This is a genomic window from Micromonospora sp. NPDC006431 (assembly GCF_042870725.1).
Lineage (GTDB): Bacteria > Actinomycetota > Actinomycetes > Mycobacteriales > Micromonosporaceae > Micromonospora.
The window spans coordinates 187162-206563 of sequence record NZ_JBIAHQ010000008.1; the positions used below are offsets into that span (position 1 = coordinate 187162).

At 74.8% G+C, this 19402-nt stretch carries 13 protein-coding genes; 11 read left to right on the top strand and 2 right to left on the bottom strand.

Annotated features, from left to right (window positions below; all coding sequences use genetic code 11):
* Window positions 1-152 precede the first annotated feature (152 nt).
* From ACFYM6_RS16665 to hpnH, 11 genes are all read left to right on the top strand, one after another.
* Window positions 153-2594, top strand: a complete 2442-nt coding sequence (locus tag ACFYM6_RS16665) for a hypothetical protein (RefSeq protein WP_387276298.1) — start codon at window positions 153-155, stop codon at window positions 2592-2594.
* A gap of 161 nt (window positions 2595-2755) precedes the next feature.
* On the top strand, window positions 2756-3505 hold the full coding sequence (locus ACFYM6_RS16670) for a hypothetical protein (protein WP_387276300.1): 750 nt from the start codon (window positions 2756-2758) through the stop codon (window positions 3503-3505).
* Between the two features lie 183 nt (window positions 3506-3688).
* Entirely contained in the window at window positions 3689-5152 is a 1464-nt protein-coding gene (locus ACFYM6_RS16675; RefSeq protein ID WP_387276302.1) for an MFS transporter, read from the top strand.
* Window positions 5153-5426: 274 nt separating this feature from the next.
* Window positions 5427-7280: a 1-deoxy-D-xylulose-5-phosphate synthase gene (locus ACFYM6_RS16680; RefSeq protein WP_387276304.1), complete on the top strand. Its 1854-nt coding sequence runs from the start codon at window positions 5427-5429 to the stop codon at window positions 7278-7280.
* 40 nt (window positions 7281-7320) lie between these two features.
* Window positions 7321-8178, top strand: coding sequence for a squalene synthase HpnC (gene hpnC / locus ACFYM6_RS16685; RefSeq protein ID WP_387276306.1), 858 nt, complete (start codon window positions 7321-7323; stop codon window positions 8176-8178).
* Window positions 8175-9047, top strand: a complete 873-nt coding sequence (hpnD, locus tag ACFYM6_RS16690; RefSeq protein ID WP_387276308.1) for a presqualene diphosphate synthase HpnD — start codon at window positions 8175-8177, stop codon at window positions 9045-9047. Before hpnC ends, hpnD begins: the two co-directional genes overlap by 4 nt.
* Window positions 9044-10423 (top strand): hydroxysqualene dehydroxylase HpnE, encoded by a 1380-nt coding sequence (gene hpnE, locus ACFYM6_RS16695; protein ID WP_387276310.1) that lies wholly within the window; start codon window positions 9044-9046, stop codon window positions 10421-10423. Before hpnD ends, hpnE begins: the two co-directional genes overlap by 4 nt.
* Window positions 10420-11427, top strand: a complete 1008-nt coding sequence (locus ACFYM6_RS16700; RefSeq protein WP_387276312.1) for a polyprenyl synthetase family protein — start codon at window positions 10420-10422, stop codon at window positions 11425-11427. Before hpnE ends, ACFYM6_RS16700 begins: the two co-directional genes overlap by 4 nt.
* On the top strand, window positions 11427-13376 hold the full coding sequence (gene shc / locus ACFYM6_RS16705) for a squalene--hopene cyclase (RefSeq protein WP_387276314.1): 1950 nt from the start codon (window positions 11427-11429) through the stop codon (window positions 13374-13376). Before ACFYM6_RS16700 ends, shc begins: the two co-directional genes overlap by 1 nt.
* Window positions 13373-14935: a 4-hydroxy-3-methylbut-2-enyl diphosphate reductase gene (gene ispH, locus ACFYM6_RS16710; protein ID WP_387276316.1), complete on the top strand. Its 1563-nt coding sequence runs from the start codon at window positions 13373-13375 to the stop codon at window positions 14933-14935. Before shc ends, ispH begins: the two co-directional genes overlap by 4 nt.
* Before the next feature lie 2 nt (window positions 14936-14937).
* A complete protein-coding gene (gene hpnH / locus ACFYM6_RS16715; protein ID WP_357435968.1) occupies window positions 14938-15936 on the top strand; it encodes an adenosyl-hopene transferase HpnH in 999 nt (332 codons plus the stop codon).
* A gap of 19 nt (window positions 15937-15955) precedes the next feature.
* Here the strand turns inward: hpnH and ACFYM6_RS16720 are convergent, their stop codons facing one another.
* Both ACFYM6_RS16720 and ACFYM6_RS16725 read right to left on the bottom strand, forming a co-directional pair.
* Window positions 15956-16705, bottom strand: coding sequence for an SDR family NAD(P)-dependent oxidoreductase (locus tag ACFYM6_RS16720; protein WP_387276317.1), 750 nt, complete (start codon window positions 16703-16705; stop codon window positions 15956-15958).
* Complete coding sequence (locus ACFYM6_RS16725; RefSeq protein ID WP_387276319.1) at window positions 16696-19260, bottom strand: wax ester/triacylglycerol synthase domain-containing protein; 2565 nt, start codon at window positions 19258-19260, stop codon at window positions 16696-16698. The genes ACFYM6_RS16720 and ACFYM6_RS16725 overlap by 10 nt, the downstream gene beginning before the upstream one ends.
* Between the last annotated feature and the right edge of the window lie 142 nt (window positions 19261-19402).

Sequence of the window (19402 nt, forward strand, 5' to 3'; positions counted from 1 at the left end):
CCAGCTCTGTCCATTGTCTTCCGTCACCGTGTCACTAACCGGTCAAAGGCTTTACCGAAGGGCACGGATATATCGATGCTCACTCGGGGCCAAACAAATGGTCCGTCGACGCGGGGCCGGACAACGGCCCGGCATCAGGGAGAGGAACACGAATGTTGAGCACGAAGGCCACCAGGCCCGCACGAGCGGCGCTCGCCGTAATCGTGTCGGGCGCGATGGTGGCACTCGCGGCCGGCAGTGGTCCCGCGTACGCCGCGGACCCGAACGACGCCGCGAAGGCCCGTGCCACACCCGCCTACCAGCTGGCGCGAGGCGAGACATGTGGGCTGCGCCCGTCGGCGAGCAAGAGCCTGAAGGACGAAACGCTGAGCTGCCTCGGCGTCGAGGCCAAGCTGGACCGCACCCCCGCCGTGGGCGAGACGGCGACCCTGCGGGTCACCGTGCGCGGCCAGGGCAAGATCGGACCGAGCGAGATCAGCGTGACCCTTCCCGCCGAGCTGGAGTGGGTGCAGACGCCGGCCGAGCTGGGCGTCCAGGATCGCAAGAGCGTCCTGCCCGAACGGTCCGGAACGGTCTCCGTCGCCCGGACCACCCGCACGCTGCGAGCCGGTGACCGCTTCGCGTTCAGCGGCGTGGTCCGCGCGGTCAAGGCGGGCCCGGTGCAGATCCAGGTGCGGGCCACCGCGCCGCACGGCAAGGACGTCCAGGCCGGTCAGGACGACGTTTTCCTGACCATCGGGGAGAAGCCCGGAGTGTCCCGGCTCGGGCACGTCACGCCGGCCGGCGACAACGCCACCAAGCCGGTGCCCACCGCGGCACGCGCGCCCCGGTTGGCGGGGCAGAAGCCGCGCAGTGTCGGCGTGGACCGGGTGGCCGGCGAGGCGCGGGCGGAGGCCGCGGCCAAGGGCCTGACCTCGATCAGCCCGCTGGCGGCGTGCGACACCCGGGTCGCCGGGAACTGGAGCTACCAGGACCAGAACGGCAGCTGGCACAACCAGATGAACTTCCAGGTGCAGGTCTGGGACGACGACACCTTCGGCGACTCGCTGCTCGCCACCGGCGTGACCGACGCCAACGGCAACTACAACATCTGCTTCGACTCGCAGGTCGAGGGCTGGCCGGACAGCGGCACCGCGGACATCTACCTCCGCTTCATCAGCTCGAACTCGCTGTGGCGGGTGCAGCGTGGCGGCAACCCGCTGTCCTTCCAGACCGGCACGACCAACGACGTGCCCACCGGCAGCACGCTGAATCTCGGCTCGCTCACCGCGGGCGACGGGGCGCTGCAGCGCGGCCTGCACGCGTTCGACGCCGCGAACGACGCCTGGCTGTGGATCCCGAAGCCGAACAACCTCTGCTGGGACCAGGATGACACGAGCTGCCGGCAGGTGGTGATCAACTGGGCCCCGGACTCGACCGACGGCACCTACTACAGCACCGGCGACAACCAGGTCCACCTGGCCGCTGACGACCCGAACGCGCCGGTAACGGTCGTGCACGAGATCGGCCACGCGGTGATGGACGATCTGTACAACGACAGCTTCCCGTCCGCGCCCAACTGCAGCCCGCACAGCATCACGGGCGCCAGCTCCGCGGGCTGCGCCTGGACCGAGGGTTGGGCCGAGTGGTTCCCGGCCACGGTCTACAACGATCCGTTCTACCGCTGGCCGAACGGTGCCTCGCTGAACCTGGAGAACCCGAGCTGGGGCAACGGCTGGGGCGAGGGTGACACGACCGAGGGCCGGATCGCCGGCGCCCTGATCGACATCACCGACTACGCCAACGAGGGGACCTGGGACCGGCACGGGGAGGGCCCGCTGAACATCTGGACCACCTCCCGGCGGCACAACTCCGTCAACTTCGCGGACTTCTGGGCCCAGCGCGCCGCCGACGGGTTCAACGTGGCCGACTCCGGCGCCCTCGCGTCGGTCTACCAGAACACCATCGACTACCAGTTCCGGGACCCGCTGGGCAACTACGCCCCGCTGACCCGCCCGATGCCGACTCCGCCGCACAACTTCGGCTACTCGACCTCGTCGCCCTACTGGTCGGTGGTCGCGCTCAAGCCCAACTCGGGCGACCTCGACCTGCAGCTCTGGGACGACCGGGGGCAGGGCGCCTACCTGGTCGGCAGCGCCCAGGGCGGCACCAACGTCGACTTCGTCGCGGTGGACTCCAACCGCCGTGCGCTGGGTGACTACTACCCGCGGGTGGTCAACTACTCCGGCGGCGGTGGCTACCGGATCGAACTCGCCCAGGGCGCCGTGGTCCTGAACGCCGGCAGCAGCACGATCACCATGGGCACGAACAACGTGGCCACGGTGCGGGACACCTACCTGACCGCCGGGGTGCCGGTCACCATCTCGGTGGCGACCACCAACACCGGCCAGGACCCGGAGCTGTTCGTGCTGGACAGCGACCCGGCCAACGCCGGCACCTGGATCCGCTCGCGGTCCGCCGCGGTGGCGACCGCCACGAGCGGCGGGGCCGGCGCGACCGAGACGGTCACCTTCACCCCCACCCGCAGCGCCTGGTACGGGGTCGTCGTGATCAACAAGGCGGGCTCGGGGAACTACACCCTCACCCGGTCCTGACGGTCCGGACGACTGCCTGGAGAACCGGTCCGGGGGCGCCGACCACGGCGTCCCCGGACTACCGTCCGCACCGAGCCAAGGTCCGGCCCGCACGCCGCACGGAACCAGCGGCGCCGTTGCGGCGTCCGACCGGCACCACCGCGACCCGGGAGCCAAACGCCATGCACCGAGGCAGAGCCCTGGCGCTGCTCGCCGTGCCGGCGCTGCTCGCCACAGCGGCGACAAGCACCGGCTGCGCCGGCCGGGGCGGCACCGACCCGGAGCCGCCAACCGGTGGCGGGGCCTTGGTGCTGCGGCTGAGCGAGCTGCCCGGCATGCTGCCACCCGGCGGCACCGCTGCGGTACCCCCGGGCTTCTCGCTGTTCGGTGACGGCCGGCTGATCAGCGTCCCGGCCCAACCCTCCGCCGGCTGGCCGCAACTACGGGAGGACCGGGTCCCGCCGGACGAGGTACGCGAGCTGTTCCGGGACGCGGCCGCGCTGTCGGACCAGGCGGCGGCCGGCGGACCGGACGAGCCGGTCGTCCGGGTCGTCGTCGGCGCGCCTGGCGGGCCGCGCACCGTCACCCTCCCCCGGACCAACCCGGCAGCCGCGCGACTGCGGGCGGCACTCGCCGGTCATGCCGCCGGCTCGCCGGTGCCGTACCAGCCGGCGGCCGTGGCGATCGTCGCCGTGCCCGCCGATCCCGCCGAGCCGGCGCGGCCCTGGCCACTGCCGGCGTTGGCCGGCGAACCCCTGGGCGGCGCGGCGGCCGGCGCCACCTGCCTGGTGCTGCGGGGCGCTGACCTGGACACCGTCCGCCGGGAGGCGGCCACCGCCGGCGCCGACACCCGCTGGCGCAGTGCTGGTCAGGTGTGGCAGGTGGCACCGCGCCCGCTGCTGCCCGACGAGACCGGCTGCGCGGACCTTTAGCCGCCACGCGCTGCGCGAACGGACGGCACCGCCCCGTCGCTGGGCCGGAAGATCAGGCGTGCGGGCCGGCGGCACGCCAGGGCGTGTCGCCTGTTCGTGTGATGCGGGCGCGGACGGCCGGCTGGTCGGCCAGAGTCGGAGTGGGCGCCGACCGGGTGCCGGGCGGGGGCGGATCGAGCGATCATGGCGAGACCGGCTGAGGGCAGCCACGGCAGGCGCCTGCGCGGCGGGCCGGGGCAGGTGGTCGCGCGGGAGGCGGCCCGGCTGCTCGGCGGGCCGGGCCGGGCCCGGGTCGTGTTGCTGCTGGGCGGGGCGCTCGCGTTGAACAGTGCGGACACCGGCACCCTCGGTGCGGCCGCGAACCAGTTGGAGGCGGATCTCGGCATCAGCCATGCCCAGCTCGGTCTGCTGGCCACGGCGTCGTCGGGGGTCGGCGCCATCGCCTCCGTGCCGCTGGGTGTGCTCGCCGACCGGACCAACCGGGTACGCCTGCTGGTGATCACCACCGCGCTGTGGGCCGCTGCCATGGCCGTCGGCGGCCTCGCGCCCAGCTACGGGTGGCTGCTCCTGTCCCGGCTGCTGCTCGGTGCCGCTCTGGCCGCGGCCGGCCCCGTGGTGGTGTCGCTGACCGGCGACTACATCCCGCCCGCCGAGCGCGCGGGGGTGCTCGGCTGGATCCTCGCCGGCGAGCTCGTCGGTGCTGGCGCCGGCCTGCTGGCCGGTGGCGAGATCGCGGCGGCATACTCCTGGCGGTACGCGTTCTTTCTACTCGCGGCGGCGAGCGCGGTCCTGTCGGTGGCGCTGTGGCGGCTGCTGCCCGAGCCCGCCCGGCGTGGTGCCGGCCGGGGCGCGTTCGAGCCCGGACCGGACTCCGGGCAGCAGCCGACCGGCCGGGCGCAGGCGGTGGTGGCCGCACGCGGGGTGGCGCCGGCGAGCGACCGGGTGCTGACCGCTGATCCGGCGGGGTGGTCGCTGGGCCGCGCGGCGGCCTACCTGCTCGCGATCCCCACGAACCGGTTGCTGATCGTGGCCTCGGCGATGGGCTATTTCTTCTTCGCCGGTATGCGCACGTTCATCGTCGTCTTCGCCGTGCGTCATTTCGGCATCCCGCAGACGGCGCTGGGTGCTCTCGTGCCGGTCATCGGGGTGGTGGCGCTGGCCGGCACGGTGCTCGCCGGCCGGCTCACCGACCGGGCGCTGAGCCGCGGGCACACCAGCGTCCGCATCGTCGTGCCGGCTGTCGGTTTCGTCGCCGCCGCGGTGCTGTTCGTGCCCGGAGTGTGGTTCACGTCGGTGGCGTTGGCGCTCCCGTTGATCGCGTTCGGCGCGGGCGCGCTCGCGGTGGCCAACCCGCCGCTGGACGCGGCCCGGCTGGACATCGTTCCCGGTCGGCTGTGGGGGCGGGCGGAGAGCCTGCGGACGGTGCTGCGGCTCGCCGCCGAGGCGGTCGCCCCGGCCATTTTCGGCTGGCTGGCCGACGAGCTCGGCGGGGCGGCGGGACGGTCCAGCGGTGTCGGTCTGCGCAATGCCTTCCTGATCATGCTGGTCCCGTTGGCGGCCAACGGCCTGATCATGATCGCCGCCCGGCGTAGCTATCCGATCGACGTGGCCACCGCTGCGGAGTCGGACCGGGCGTCGAACGGCTGACCGGAGGCTCGGTGGGCGGTGCCATCGCGCTCTGGGCGAGGCATTAGAAGCGATTTCAAGCGGTAGGGGTGATCAGCATGGTTATGCTCGTTTTGCACATGTTCCAGGTGACTCCATCGCCCACGGCGCTACCCGCACCACCCACGGCCGGATCACCGCATCCGCAGCAGGCTGTGCGACGCCCCGCTGCCGTGGGGCGATCGACGCCCGGCCCGCCGCCGCGGACGGGGTTGTGGCCGCTGGGTTCGCGCACGACCGGCCGGACGGAGAGATGATGTCCCTGCTCGACACCGTCAACCAGCCCGACGACGTCAGGCGGCTCACCCACGAGCAACTGCGGCTGCTCGCCGGGGAGATCCGGGCGTTCCTGGTCGAGGCGATCTGCCGGCGTGGTGGACACCTCGGCCCGAACCTCGGCATGGTCGAGCTGACCATCGCGCTGCACCGGGTGTTCCGGTCCCCGCATGACCGGATCATCTTCGACACCGGGCACCAGGCGTACGTCCATAAGCTGCTCACCGGCCGCCGGGCCGGGTTCGCCCAGCTCCGCGGGTCGGGCGGCCTGTCCGGCTACCCCCGGCGAGCCGAGTCGCCGCACGACCTGGTGGAGAACTCGCACGCCTCCACCGCCCTGTCCTACGCCACCGGGCTGTGCCGGGCGTACGCCCTCGACGGCCCCGACCGCACCGTGGTCGCGGTGATCGGCGACGGCGCCCTCACCGGCGGCCTGGCCTGGGAGGCCCTGAACAGCCTGGCCGGGTCCCCCGGCCGGGTGGTGGTCGTGCTCAACGACAACGGCCGCTCGTACGCGCCGACCGTGGGCGGCCTGGCCGCGCATCTCGCGTCGCTACGGGCCACGGCCGGGTCACCGGGCGGGCGGTCCGGGGAGGCGACGGGCTCGGACTTCTTCCAGGCGCTGGGCCTGCGCTACCTCGGCCCCGTCGACGGGCACGACGTGGGCCAACTCGAAGCGGCGCTGCAGCAGGCCCGGGCGTCGGACCAGTCGGTCGTGGTGCACTGTGTCACCCACAAGGGTCACGGCCACCCGCCGGCCGAGGCCGACGACGCCGACCGGCTGCACACGGTGGGCGTGGTCGACCCGGGCACCGGGCAGCCGGTCGGGTCCCCCGGCCGGACCTGGACGGACGTGTTCGCCGAGGAACTCGTCGCCATCGGCGGACACCGCCCGGACCTCGTGGCGGTCTCCGCGGCGATGCTGGGCCCGACCGGACTCGCCGACTTCGCGGCGCGCTACCCCGAGCGGACCGTCGACGTGGGCATCGCCGAACAGCACGCCGTCACCTCGGCGGCCGGGCTCGCGTTCGGCGGCAAACACCCGGTGGTGGCGGTCTACGCCACCTTCCTGAACCGGGCGTTCGACCAGGTCCTGCTCGACGTGGCGCTGCACCGGCTGCCGGTCACCCTGGTGCTCGACCGGGCCGGGATCACCGGCCCGGACGGGCCGAGCCATCACGGCATGTGGGACCTGGCCATGCTCGGCACGGTGCCCGGCCTGCGGGTGGCCGCCCCGCGCGACGCGGCCTCGCTCCGCGAGGAGCTGCAGGAGGCGGTCGACGAGCGGCGGGGACCCACGGTGCTGCGGTTTCCCAAGGCCCGCGTCGACAGCGACATCCCTGCGGTGGAACGGATCGCCGGGATCGACGTCCTGCGTCGGGCGGCGGCTGCGCAGGTGCTCCTGGTGGCGGTCGGGGCGATGGCCGGGCCGACCCTGCGGGCGGCGGAACTGCTGGCGGCGGGCGGTGTCGAGTGCACCGTGGTGGACCCCCGGTGGGTGCGGCCGGTCAACCCGGAGCTCGCCGTGCTGGCCGCCGACCACGCCCTCGTCGTCACCGTCGAGGACGGGGTCCGCGACGGTGGCGTGGGTGCCGCCGTCGCCCAGAGCCTCGCCGACGCCGCCGTCGCCACGCCGGTCTGTGCCCTCGGCCTGCCGACGACGTTCGTACCGCACGGCGACCGGCCCAACCTGCTCGCCGAGTACGGCCTGGACGCCCACGGCATCTGCGCGGACGTGCTGCGCCGGTTGTCGTGGGTCGGCACCGGGAGCCGGGACGCGTCGCGGCGGGTACGGGCGAGCGTCCGCAGCCGGCTGACCCCGCTCGCCGGTTGAGCTGCCGCCGCCCGTGCCCAGAGAAAGGAGAGAACCAGGGATGAGTCCACCAGCCATCGCCCCTGACATACGTCGGGTGGAGCAGGCCCGGGCGCAGGAGAACTTCCCGGTCGCCCTCCGGGTGCTGCCCGCGCGGTACCGCCGTCACCTCCTCGCGGTGTACGGCTACGCCCGCCACGTTGACGATCTGGGCGACGAACCGCTGGCCGACGGGCTCGACCGGCTCGCCGCCCTGGACGACGTCGAGGCCGAACTGCGCGCCCTCCACGCGGGCGCCGACGTGCCGAACCCGGTGCTGCGCGCCCTCGCGCCCACCGTGGCCGAGTGCCGGCTGCCCCTGGACGCGCTCGTCCGGCTGATCGAGGCGAACCGGGTCGACCAGCACGTCACCCGCTACGCCACCTTCGAGCAGCTCGTCGGCTACTGCACCCTGTCCGCCAACCCGGTCGGCGAGCTCGTCCTGCACGTCTTCGGGCAGGCCGATCCGGCGACCGTCGCGTTGTCCGATCGGATCTGCACCGCCCTGCAACTCGTCGAGCACCTGCAGGACGTGGCCGAGGACCACCGCCGCGGCCGGGTCTACCTGCCGGCGGCCGACATGCAACGGTTCGAGGTCACCGAGGCGGACCTCGCCCGCAGCACCGCGAGCCGCCAGCTGCGGGAGCTGATCGGGTTCGAGGCGGAGCGGGCCCGTGCCTGGCTCGACGCGGGCGCCCCGCTGGTGTCGGCCCTGCACGGCTGGGGCCGGCTCGCGGTCGGCGGCTACCTGGCCGGCGGCCGGGCGACGCTCGACGCGCTGGCCGCCGCCGACCACGACCCGCTGGCGGTCACCGCCCGGCCCCGCCGCCGGCACATCCTCGGCAGCTGGCTGGCCGCCACCGTCCGGAGTGCCGGATGACCACGACCACCACCCGGACCGAGGCCGCCTACCGGCACTGCGAGCAGATCACCCGTAGCCAGGCGGCCAACTTCGCGTACGGCATCCGGCTGCTGCCGGCGCCGAAACGGCGGGCGCTGTCGGCCATCTACGCGGCCGCCCGCCGCATCGACGACATCGGGGACGGCACGCTACCTCCCGACGAGAAGTTGGACGCGCTGGCCCGGACCCGGGCGGCCCTGCACCGGCTGCCCGGCGACAGCGGCGCCGACCCGGTGCTGGCCGCCCTCGGCGACGCCGCGACGCGGATGCCGATCCCGCTGGCCGCCTTCGACGAGCTCATCGACGGGTGCGCCGCCGACGTGACCGGCCGCCGGTACGACAGCTTCGACGACCTGCTCTGGTACTGCCGCTGCGTGGCCGGGTCGATCGGCCGGCTCTCCCTCGGCGTGTTCGGGGCCACCCAGCCGGGCCGGGCCGCACCACTGGCCGACGCGCTGGGCGTGGCCCTGCAGCTGACCAACATCCTGCGCGACCTGGTCGAGGACCGGGTCGGCGGCCGCGTCTACCTGCCGGCCGAGGACCTGGACCGGTTCGGCTGCACCCTCCGCCTGGACGGGGCCGGTTTCGCCGATCCACCCGAGCGGCTGGTGGAGCTGGTGCGCTTCGAGGCCGCCCGCGCCGCCCGCTGGTACGACGTCGGCCTGCAGCTGCTGCCTCTGCTGGACCGGCGCAGCGCGGCCTGCACGGCCGCGATGGCCGGCATCTACCGCCGCCTGCTCACCCGGATCGCGGCCGATCCGCTGGCGGTCACCCGCAGTCGCGTGTCGTTGCCGGGCCGGGAGAAGGCCTGGGTCGCGGCGCGCGCTCTCGTCGGCCGTTCCGCATGACCGGGCCGGCCGCGCAGCCGGGAGGCGGATCCGGCACGGTGTGCGTGATCGGCGGCGGGCTGGCCGGGATCGCCGCGGCGGTCCGGCTCGCCGACCTCGGCCTGTCCGTGACGCTGCTGGAGACCCGGCCGGAGCTGGGTGGCGCGACGTACTCCTTCCGCCGCGACGGCCTCAGCGTGGACACCGGCCAGCACGTCTTCCTGCGCTGCTACCACACCTACCGGCGGCTGCTGGACCGGCTCGGCACGGCCGGCGGCACCGATTTGCAGCCGCGGTTCACGGTGCCGGTGCTGCTGCCGGGACAGCGGCCGCACGTGCTGGCCCGCCGCCGGCTGCCGGCCCCGGCGCACCTGCTGCCGGCCCTGGCCGGATACCGGCTGCTCAGCCCGGCCGAGCGGCTCGCCGCCGTCCGGGCCTGCGCCGCGCTGCGGCACGTCGACCCGGACCTGCCCGCCACCGACGGGCGCAGCTTCGGCGACTGGCTCGCCGCGCACGGCCAGAGCCGCCGGGCGGTCCGGCGACTCTGGGACCTGATCACCGTGGCGGCGCTGAACCTGCCCAGCACCCACGCGTCGCTGGCGCTGGCGGCGCGGGTGTTCCGCACCGGGCTGCTGGAGGCTGCGGACGCCGGTGACATCGGCCGGCCCCTGGTCCCGCTGACCGACCTGCACGGCGTGCCCGCCCGTCGGCTGCTCGACCGGCTCGGCGCCAAGGTCCACACCCGGGCGAAGGTGCGGTGGATCCGACCGGAGCCGACCGGATTCCGGATCGGCGTGGGCGACAGCGAGCTGGACGCCGACGCCGTGGTGCTGGCCGTGCCGCACCAGGCCGCCGCGTCGCTGGTGCCGCCCGCCGCCGCGCCCGCCGCCGAGCAGTGGCAACGGCTGGGCGCGGCGCCGATCGTCAACGTGCACCTGCGCTACGCCGCCCGGATCACCGACCTCGGCATGGCCGCCGCCGTGGAGTCCCCGGCACAGTGGATCTTCGATCGGTCAGTGCCGGGCATGGCCGGCGAGCAGCATCTGGTGGTGTCGCTGTCGGCCGCCGACGCGGAACTCGAGCGGCCGGCGGCGGAGCTGGTGACGGCACAACGCCAGGCTCTCGCCGACCTGTTCCCGGCCGCGCGGCACACCCCGGTACGCGACGCGTTCGTGACCCGGGAGCCGAAAGCCACCTTCCGGCAGGCGCCCGGCACGCGGGCGTACCGGCCGGGTCCGGCCACCCGCCTACCGGGGCTGGTACTGGCCGGCGCATGGACCGACACCGGCTGGCCGGACACGATGGAGGGCGCGGTGCGCAGCGGCGAGGACGCCGCCGACATCGTCGCCCGCCAACTCCTGTCCCGGCCCCGACATCACTCGGAGGCCGCATCATGACCGTCGCACGCAGCCGCAGCACGGACCAGATCCAGACCTACGTCGAGCCGGCGATCCGTGCCCTGCTGGACCGGTTGGACCCGGGCAACCGCCTGGTCGGGGGCTACCAGCTCGGCTACTGGGACGCCGACGGGTCACCCGCCGCCAGCCAGGGCAAGGGACTGCGCCCGGCGCTGGCGCTGCTGTCGGCCCGGGCCACCGGCGCCGAGCCGAGCGCCGGGGTGCCGGCCGCCGCCGCGGTGGAACTGGCGCACAACTTCTCCCTGCTGCACGACGACGTGATGGACGGCGACACCGAGCGCCGCCACCGGCCGACAGCGTGGACGGTGTTCGGTGTCGGCCCGGCCATCCTGGCCGGAGACGCCCTGGTCGGGTTGGCGTACGAGGCGCTCGTCGAGACGCCCGGGGGCTGCCCGGCCGCCCGCCGGCTCGCGGTGGACATCCGCGCGCTGGTCGCCGGGCAGGCAGCCGACCTGGACTTCGAGCGGCGCGACGACGTCACCCTCGACGAGTGCCTGCGGATGGCGGAGCAGAAGACGGCCGCGCTGCTGGCCGGCTCGTGCGCCCTCGGCGCGATCCTCTGCGGCGGCCCGCCGGGCCTGGTCGACGGGCTGTCCCGGTTCGGCCGCCACCTCGGACTGGCCTTCCAGCTCGTCGACGACCTGCTGGGCATCTGGGGGGACCCGCGACGGACCGGCAAGCCGGTCGGTTCGGACCTGCGGGCCCGCAAGCGGAGCATCCCGGTCGTACGGGCGGTGACCAGCGGTCAGGCGGCCGGCCGGGCGCTCACCGAGCGGTACCGGTCGCCGCAGCCACTGACCGACGAGGACGTGACCCGGGCGAGCGCGCTGATCGAGGCGACCGGCGCCCGGGACTGGACCGCGCAGCGGGCGTGGGAGGAGACCGAGCGGGCGCGGGCGGAACTGGACGCGCTCGACCTGCCCGACGACGTGCGCGATGAGTTCGCCGATATCGCCACCTTCACCACCGGACGGGACCACTGATGACTGAGCTGCTGTCTTCGAAGCCGAAGCCCACCACCAGCCCGGCGACCAAGGCGGGTGGGACCGCGAGCGACCCGGCCTGGGCGGCGCTACGCCGGGCGCGGGACCACCTGCTCGGGCTGCAGGACGACGCCGGCTGGTGGAAGGGAAACCTGGCCACGAACGTCACCATGGACGCCGAGGACCTGCTGTTGCGGCAGTTCCTCGGCATCCGGACCGCCGAGCAGACCGCCGAGTCGGCGCGGTGGATCCGCTCCCAGCAACGCCCGGACGGCTCGTGGGCGACCTTCCACGGCGGGCCGGGCGACCTCTCCACCACCATCGAGGCGTACCTGGCCCTGCGGCTGGCCGGCGACACGCCGGACGCCCCGCATCTCGCCACCGCCGCCCGGTTCGTCCGCGCGCACGGCGGGCTCGCGGCGAGCCGGGTGTTCACCCGGTTCTGGCTGGCCCTGTTCGGCCACTGGCCCTGGTCACAGCTGCCGGCGGTCCCGCCCGAGCTGGTGCTGCTGCCGCACTGGATGCCGTTCAACGTCTACGACTTCGCGTGCTGGGCCCGGCAGACCATCGTCCCGCTGTCCATCGTCCGGGCGCTGCGCCCGGTGCGGGAGCTCGGCTTCGGCATCGACGAACTGCGCATCCCGACGGCGGCGCCCCGCCCACCGCGGCTGCGGTCGCGGGCCGGGGTGCTGCACCGGCTGGACCGGGTCGCCAGCGGCTACGAGCGGATCGCCCGAGGACCGGTGCGCCGGCACGCGCTGCGCCGGGCCGCCGAGTGGATCGTGGCCCGCCAGGAGGCCGACGGTTCCTGGGGCGGAATCCAGCCACCGTGGGTCTACTCGCTGATGGCGCTGCACCTGCTCGGCTACCCGCTGGACCACCCGGTGCTCCGCGCCGGGCTGGACGGGCTGGAGCGGTTCACGGTGCGTGAGCAGACCGAGGACGGCCCGGTCCGCTGGCTGGAGGCGTGCCAGTCGCCGGTGTGGGACACCGCGCTCGCGGTCACCGCGCTGTCGGACGCCGGGCTGCCGGCCGGGCATGCCGCGCTGGAACGCGCCGGGAACTGGCTGCTCAAGGAGGAGATCCGGGTGCGCGGTGACTGGGCCGTCCGCCGGCCGAAGACCCCGGTGGGCGGCTGGGCCTTCGAGTTCGAGAACGACGGGTACGCCGACACCGACGACACCGCCGAGGTGATCATGGCGTTGCGGCGGACCGGCGTACCGGCGGAGGCCGCCGTGCTGCGGGGCACCCGCTGGCTGCTCGGCATGCAGTGCCGCGACGGCGGCTGGGGCGCCTTCGACGCCGACAACACCCGGGCGATCGTCGGCGACCTGCCGTTCTGCGACTTCGGCGAGGTCACCGACCCGCCCAGCGCGGACGTGACCGCGCACATCGTCGAGGCGCTGGCCGCGGAGAACTTCGCCGGCACCGCGCCGGTCCGCCGCGGCGTGCACTGGCTGCTGCGGGCCCAGGAGCCGGACGGTTCCTGGTTCGGCCGCTGGGGCGCCAACCACGTCTACGGCACCGGGGCGGTGGTGCCCGCCCTGGTCGCCGCCGGGGTCAAACCCGGCCACCCGGCGATCCGGGCGGCCGTCGACTGGCTGCACGCGCACCAGAACCCGGACGGCGGATGGGGCGAGGACATGCGCTCCTACCGGGACCCGTCCTGGATCGGGCGGGGCGAGTCCACCGCGTCGCAGACCGCCTGGGCGCTGCTCGCGCTGCACGCCGCCGGCCATGGCGCCGGTGAGCCGGCCCAACGCGGGGTGCGCTGGCTGGTCGACACCCAGCGGCCGGACGGCGGCTGGGACGAGCCGCACTACACCGGGACCGGCTTCCCCGGCGACTTCTACATCAACTACGGCATGTACCGGCTGGTCTTCCCGATCAGCGCGCTCGGCCGGATCCTGAACGCGCGGGGCGGCCTGACCGCCGAGGTGGTGCCGTGACCGAGCCAGCAGCGCCCGCCGTTGCGGCGTGGACCCTGTGCGCGCCGATGCGGCCCGAGGCGGCGGCGCTGCGGCGGGGGCTGACCGGCCTCGATCCGGGCCGGTGGCCGGCGCTACGGCGTACCGGCGCAGGATCCCGGCGCGCCCGGTCGGTCGCCGCCGGCCGGCCGACCGGGACGACCCCGGTGGCCGTCGCCGGAATCGGCGGCGGGCTGGCTCCCGGGCTGGCCCCGGGCGACGTCGTGGTGGCCACCGAGGTACGCACCGACCCGCGGGCCGGGCACCCGGGGCCGGAGGTCGTGCCGATGCCGTCCGCCGCCCTGCTCGCCGCCGCACTGCGTCGCCGTGGGCTGCGGGTACACCTCGGACCGGTGGTGACCACGACCCGGCTGGTCGACGGCGCGACCCGGGCCCGGCTGGCCGCGACCGGAGCGCTGGTCGCCGACCTGGAGTCGGCGTGGCTGCTGGCCGGCTGCGCCGACCGTCCGACCGCCTGCGTCCGGGTGGTCGCCGACACCGCGACCGGACCGCTGTACCGACCGGCCACGCTCCGCCGGATCCGCACCGCGCTGCGGGTGCTGCCCACGGTGGCGGCGGCGCTGGCCGAGTGGGCGGCGGCCGCCGGCAGCGTCCAGCAGGTCCTGCTGGCCTCGCCCCGCTCGTTCTGCGCCGGGGTGGAACGGGCGATCGCGGTGGTGGAGCAGGCGCTGCGCCGGCACGGCCCGCCCGTCTACGTCCGCAAGCAGATCGTGCACAACGCCCGGGTCGTGGCCGACCTGCGCTCCCGCGGCGCGGTCTTCGTGGACGAACTCGACGAGGTCCCCGACGGCGCGCTCACCATCTTCTCCGCGCACGGGGTGTCGCCCGCGGTACGCCAGGAGGCCGCCGACCGGCAACTGCCGGTCATCGACGCCACCTGCCCCCTGGTGACCAAGGTGCACGCCGAGGCACGCCGGTTCGCCGGCCGGGGCGACACGGTGCTGCTAATCGGGCACGCCGGCCACGAGGAGACCGAGGGCACCCTCGGCGAGGCACCCGAGCGGATCCGGCTGGTGCCCGACGCGGCCGCCGCCGAGACGGTGCAGGTGACCGACCCGTCCCGGGTGTCCTACCTGGTACAGACCACGCTGGCGGTGGACGAGGCGGCGGGCGTCGTCGACGCGCTGCGCCGGCGCTTCCCGGCGCTGACCGGCCCCGGCTCCGACGACATCTGCTACGCCACCACCAACCGGCAGCGGGCGATCACGGTCGTCGCCGAACGGGCCGACGTCGTGCTGGTGGTCGGGTCGACCAACTCCTCCAACTCCCGCCGGCTGGTCGAGGTGGCCGAGCGGGCCGGCGCGCGGGCCCACCTGGTCGACGACGTGGGCAGCGTGGACCCGCGCTGGCTGGCCGGCGCCACGACGGTCGGGGTGACCGCCGGCGCGTCGGCGCCGCCCGGCCTGGTCGACGAACTCGTCGCGGCACTCACCGCGCTCGGTGCCAGGGAGGTGAGCGAGCACACCGCAGCCGTCGAGGACGTCAGCTTCACCCTTCCCAAGGAGGTACGTCAGCCGTGAGCATGCCCATGCGCCAGAGCCTGCGGATCGCCAGGTACCTGGTCGAACAGAAACTGCGCCGACGGCAGCGGTTCCCGCTGTTGCTGGAACTGGAGCCGTTGTTCGCCTGCAATCTCAAGTGCGCCGGGTGCGGCAAGATCCAACAGCCGGCGCACCTGCTGAAGCGCCGGATGCCGGTGGACCAGGCCCTGGCCGCCGTGGAGGAGTGCGGCGCACCGATGATCTCCATCGCCGGCGGCGAGCCCCTGATGCACCCCGAGATCGACACCCTGGTCGCCGAACTGGTGCGCCGGAAGAAGTACGTCTTCCTCTGCACCAACGCGGTCCTGCTGCCCAAGAAGATCGACAAGTTCCGGCCGTCGCCGTACTTCGCCTTCACCGTGCACATCGACGGGCTGCGCGAGCGGCACGACGCATCGGTGTGCAAGGACGGGGTCTTCGACGCCGCGGTGGCGGCCGTGCGGGACGCCCAGCAGCGCGGCTTCCGGGTCACCACCAACACCACGTTCTTCAACACCGACACCCCGCAGACCGTGATCGAGGTGCTCGACTACCTCAACGACGACCTGCGGGTGGACGAGATGATGCTCTCGCCCGCGTACGCCTACGAGAAGGCGCCGGACCAGGACCACTTCCTGGGCGTCACGGAGACCAGGGAGCTGTTCCGCAAGGCCTTCGCCGGAGGCCGGCGGGCCCGCTGGCGGCTCAACCACTCGCCGCTGTTCCTGGACTTCCTGGAAGGCCGGGTGGACTTCCCCTGCACCGCGTGGGCCATCCCGTCGTACTCGCTGCTCGGCTGGCAGCGGCCCTGTTACCTGATGGCCGACGGGTACGCCGCCAGCTACCGCGAGCTGCTCGACTCCACCGACTGGGACAGCTACGGCCGGGGACGCGACGACCGCTGCGCGAACTGCATGGCGCACTGCGGCCACGAACCGACCGCCGTGCTGGCGACGATGTCCTCGCTGCGGCAGTCGCTGCGCGCGGTACGCGGCCGCTGAGGCCCGGCGCCGGCCCGGTTCACCCGAACCGGGTGGCCAGCCAACGGTACAGCGCGGGCAGCAGCCCGCGTACCGCCACCGGCAGGCGCAACCACCCCGGGACGTACACCTCGGCCCGGTCCCGGGCGATCGCGTCGGCCAGCGCGTCGGCAACCCGCTCCGGTGGCAGCGGGCGGGGACGGCGACGGCGGTACGGCTGGCCCCGACGGACGAAGAACGGGGTGTCCACCACCCCGGGCACGATCGTGCTGACGGTCACGCCGCTGCCGACCAGCTCCAGGCGCAGGCTCTCGGCGAAGACGTCCAGCCCGGCCTTGCTGGCCGCGTAGACGGCTTCCCCGCCCACCCCGAGCCGCCCGGCGATCGAGCCGACGAAGACCAGATGGCCGCCGTGGTGGCACATGCCGGGCAGCAGCGCCCGGGTCAGCTCGATCGGTGCGCGCAGGTTCACCGCGAGCAGCTCGTCGGCGAGCGCGTCGGCCATCCCGGCGAACGGGCCGGCCCAGCCGGTGCCGGCGTTGTTGACCAGCACGTCCACCCGGGTGTGGTGGGCCAGCGCCCGCTCGGCCAGCTCCCGGCCGGCGCCGGGCCGGGTCAGGTCGGTCAGCAGTGTGGTGGCGCCGGTCTCGGCGGCGAGCCGGGCCAGCCGGTCGGCGTCCCGGCCGGCGGCGACGACCTGACTTCCGGCGTCGGCCAGCCGCCGGACGAGGGCGGCGCCGATGCCCGACGAGGCACCGGTGACCAGCACCACCGCGCCGGTCAGCCGCACCGCGGCAGCTCCGGCGGCGCCGAACCCCGCCGGGGCGGGCCGGATGTCGCCGGCGCGTCGGCCGGCCGGTCGTCGGCGACCGGCGCGCGGTCGGCCTCGGCGAGCAGGTGGGCCAGTTCGGCGTGCAGGGCGGCGACGAAGGCGGGGCCGACGTCGGCCAGCGACCCGTCCATCAGCGCACCGACCTCGAAGGTGTCGCCGCAGCGCAGCACGCCGATCCCGACGGGCACCCCCGCGGCGAGCGCGACCACCGGGGTGGCCGTCCTGAGCGGCGCGCCGGCCAGCGCCTGCGGACGCAACGGCGCCGGGACGTAGGAGACGATCACGTTGAGGTGCCGGCTGCTGTAGAACCGTCGCGCGAGGGCGGCGTGCACCGGCGCGGGCAGGTTGCCCATCGCCCGCATGACCAGGCCGGCCGCTTCGGGTTCCCCGCTCCGCAGCGCGGTCCGCAGCGACTGCCGGACCAGGGCGACCCGGAACCGGGGCGGGATGCGCCGCACCGGGAGGTCGAGGTTGACCGCACCGGTCCAGTTTCCCTGCGTCGGCGCCCGCCGCCGGGGGTCGCGGGAGACCGCGAACATGGCCCGCAACCGGGGCGGCGCCGGCGCGGGATGGACCCGACCCAGCGCCCCGGCGGTCAACGCCAGCATGAGTTCGCTGGCGTGCGCCCCGCAGGCGCGTGCCGCGCGGAACACCTCGGCGGCGGGCACGGTGGCGGTGACCAGGACCCGGCGCGGTGAGCCGAGCGGACGGTTAAGCACGGTGGCCGGCGCTGGCCCCTGGGCGGCCAGGCGGGCCAGCCCGCGGGCGGTGAGCGCGACCTGGCGGGCGGTGTCCCGGACCCGGCCGCCCAGCCTCGCGGTGTCCCGCCCTGGCCGGGCCGGCGCCTGCCCTGCCGGCTTCGCCGGCCGGGTGGTGGCCGGGTCGAGCAGCCGTTGCAGGACGCCAATCGCCGACAGACCGTCGCCGAGGCAGTGGTGCAGTTTGACCGCGACCCGGGTACGCCCGTCGGGGAGCCCGCCGAGCAGCAGGATCTGCCACGGTGGCCGGTCCAGGGCCAGCGGCTGGGACCAGAACCGGTCCACCGCGGCGCTGCCGTCGTCGCCCGGCGCGAGCCGCACCTCGGTCAGGTGGGCGGCGGGGTCGACGTACCGGTCGACCACCCAGCCGGGCCGGCGCCCGGGCCCCCGGCTGACCAGCCGGCGACGCAGGGTGGTGATCGTGGGTAGCCGCCGCGCCAGCAGCGCGGCCAGATCCTCGCGGGTGAGGGCGGTGCCGTCGGGTCGGGGATCGAGCTCCAGCACCACACCGATCTGTTGCGCCACCGTGGCCGACTGCACGTACCGGAAGAACGCGTCCTGTGGGCGTAGCGGCCAGCTGGCCGGCTGTTCGCCGGCCGGCCCGGCGGGAGACCCCCAGCGGGCCGGGTCGGTCGGACGTGCCCCGTCCGGTGACGGTGCCTCGACCGGGGAGCGCGCACCGGCGACGGCCGGCAGCCCGAGGTCCGGCAGGTGCGGGTGGGCCGACGCCTGCACCGGGTGGGGCGGGTGCGGACCCACCAGCCGGGAGCGGACGAGCGCGACCAGCGCGGCCGGGTCGCGGACCGTCTCGGCCAGCCCCGCGGCGGTCATCAACGCCGCATTGGCCGCGCCGTGCGCGGCGATCGGCCGGTACATCACCACCGGCGTGCCGGTGGCCCACGCCTCGAGTGCGGTCGCTCCGCCGGCGTTGGTGACCAGCACGTGCGCGGCCCGCAGCAGCGTGGGCATGTCGTCGACCCAGGCGCGCACCAGCAGCCGCCCGTCGGGGGTGGCCAGGCGCGCCAGCCGGTCGGCCAACTGCTGGTTGCGTCCGCAGACCGCGACGACCTGCACCGCGTCGCCGATGCCGACCAGCGGGGCGATCGCCTCTTCGACCGAGCCCAGGCTGTAGGAGCCGCAGGCGACCACCACCGCCTTCCGGTCCGGGTCGAGACCGCAGCGCCGGGCGGCCTCGGCCCGGTCACCCGGCCGGAACCGCTCGAGCACCGGGGGCGCGCAGACCCCGAGCGCCGCGCCCGGGGCGGCGACCGCCGCCACCGGCAGCGCCGCCGGGTGCACCACCATCCCCAGATCCAGCTGGGAATACACCCAGAACGGGTGCGGGGCGAAATCGGACACCCAGGCCCCGACCGGTACGCCGAGACCGCGGTGCCGGCGTAGCCAGGCCAGCCCGGCACTGCCCAGCGGGTAGGTGGAGAGGATCACGTCCGGGTCGAACGCCTCGATGACCGGGGCGAGCCGCCGCCCGGCCCAGGAGCCGGTGAACCACTTCGAGGCGTCGGCGAACCACCGGTGCCGCCACAGCGAGGACCAGAAGTACTCGTACAACCAGGGCGTCGCCCCGACATTGGTGAGGTAGGTGCGACGAAAGGTCGGGCCGACCCCCGGGCCCATCGCGTCGAGGGTGTCCACCCAGCCCACCCGGCTGCCCGGCCAGAGCGCGTGGACGCGTTCCTCGAGCGCCCGGCCGGTGGCGTCGTGCCCGCCGCCGATGTCGGCGGAGACGATCAGCACGCGCCGCGCGATCGACTCGGCGGGCGGCCGGATCGGGTGACCCGGCCTGTTGTCGGGCGCGATCACCGGAGGCCCGCCGGATTCGGGCGGCACCGGGTGCGAGACCCGCGCGCTGGTGGGTATGCCAGGCGGGCATCGACCG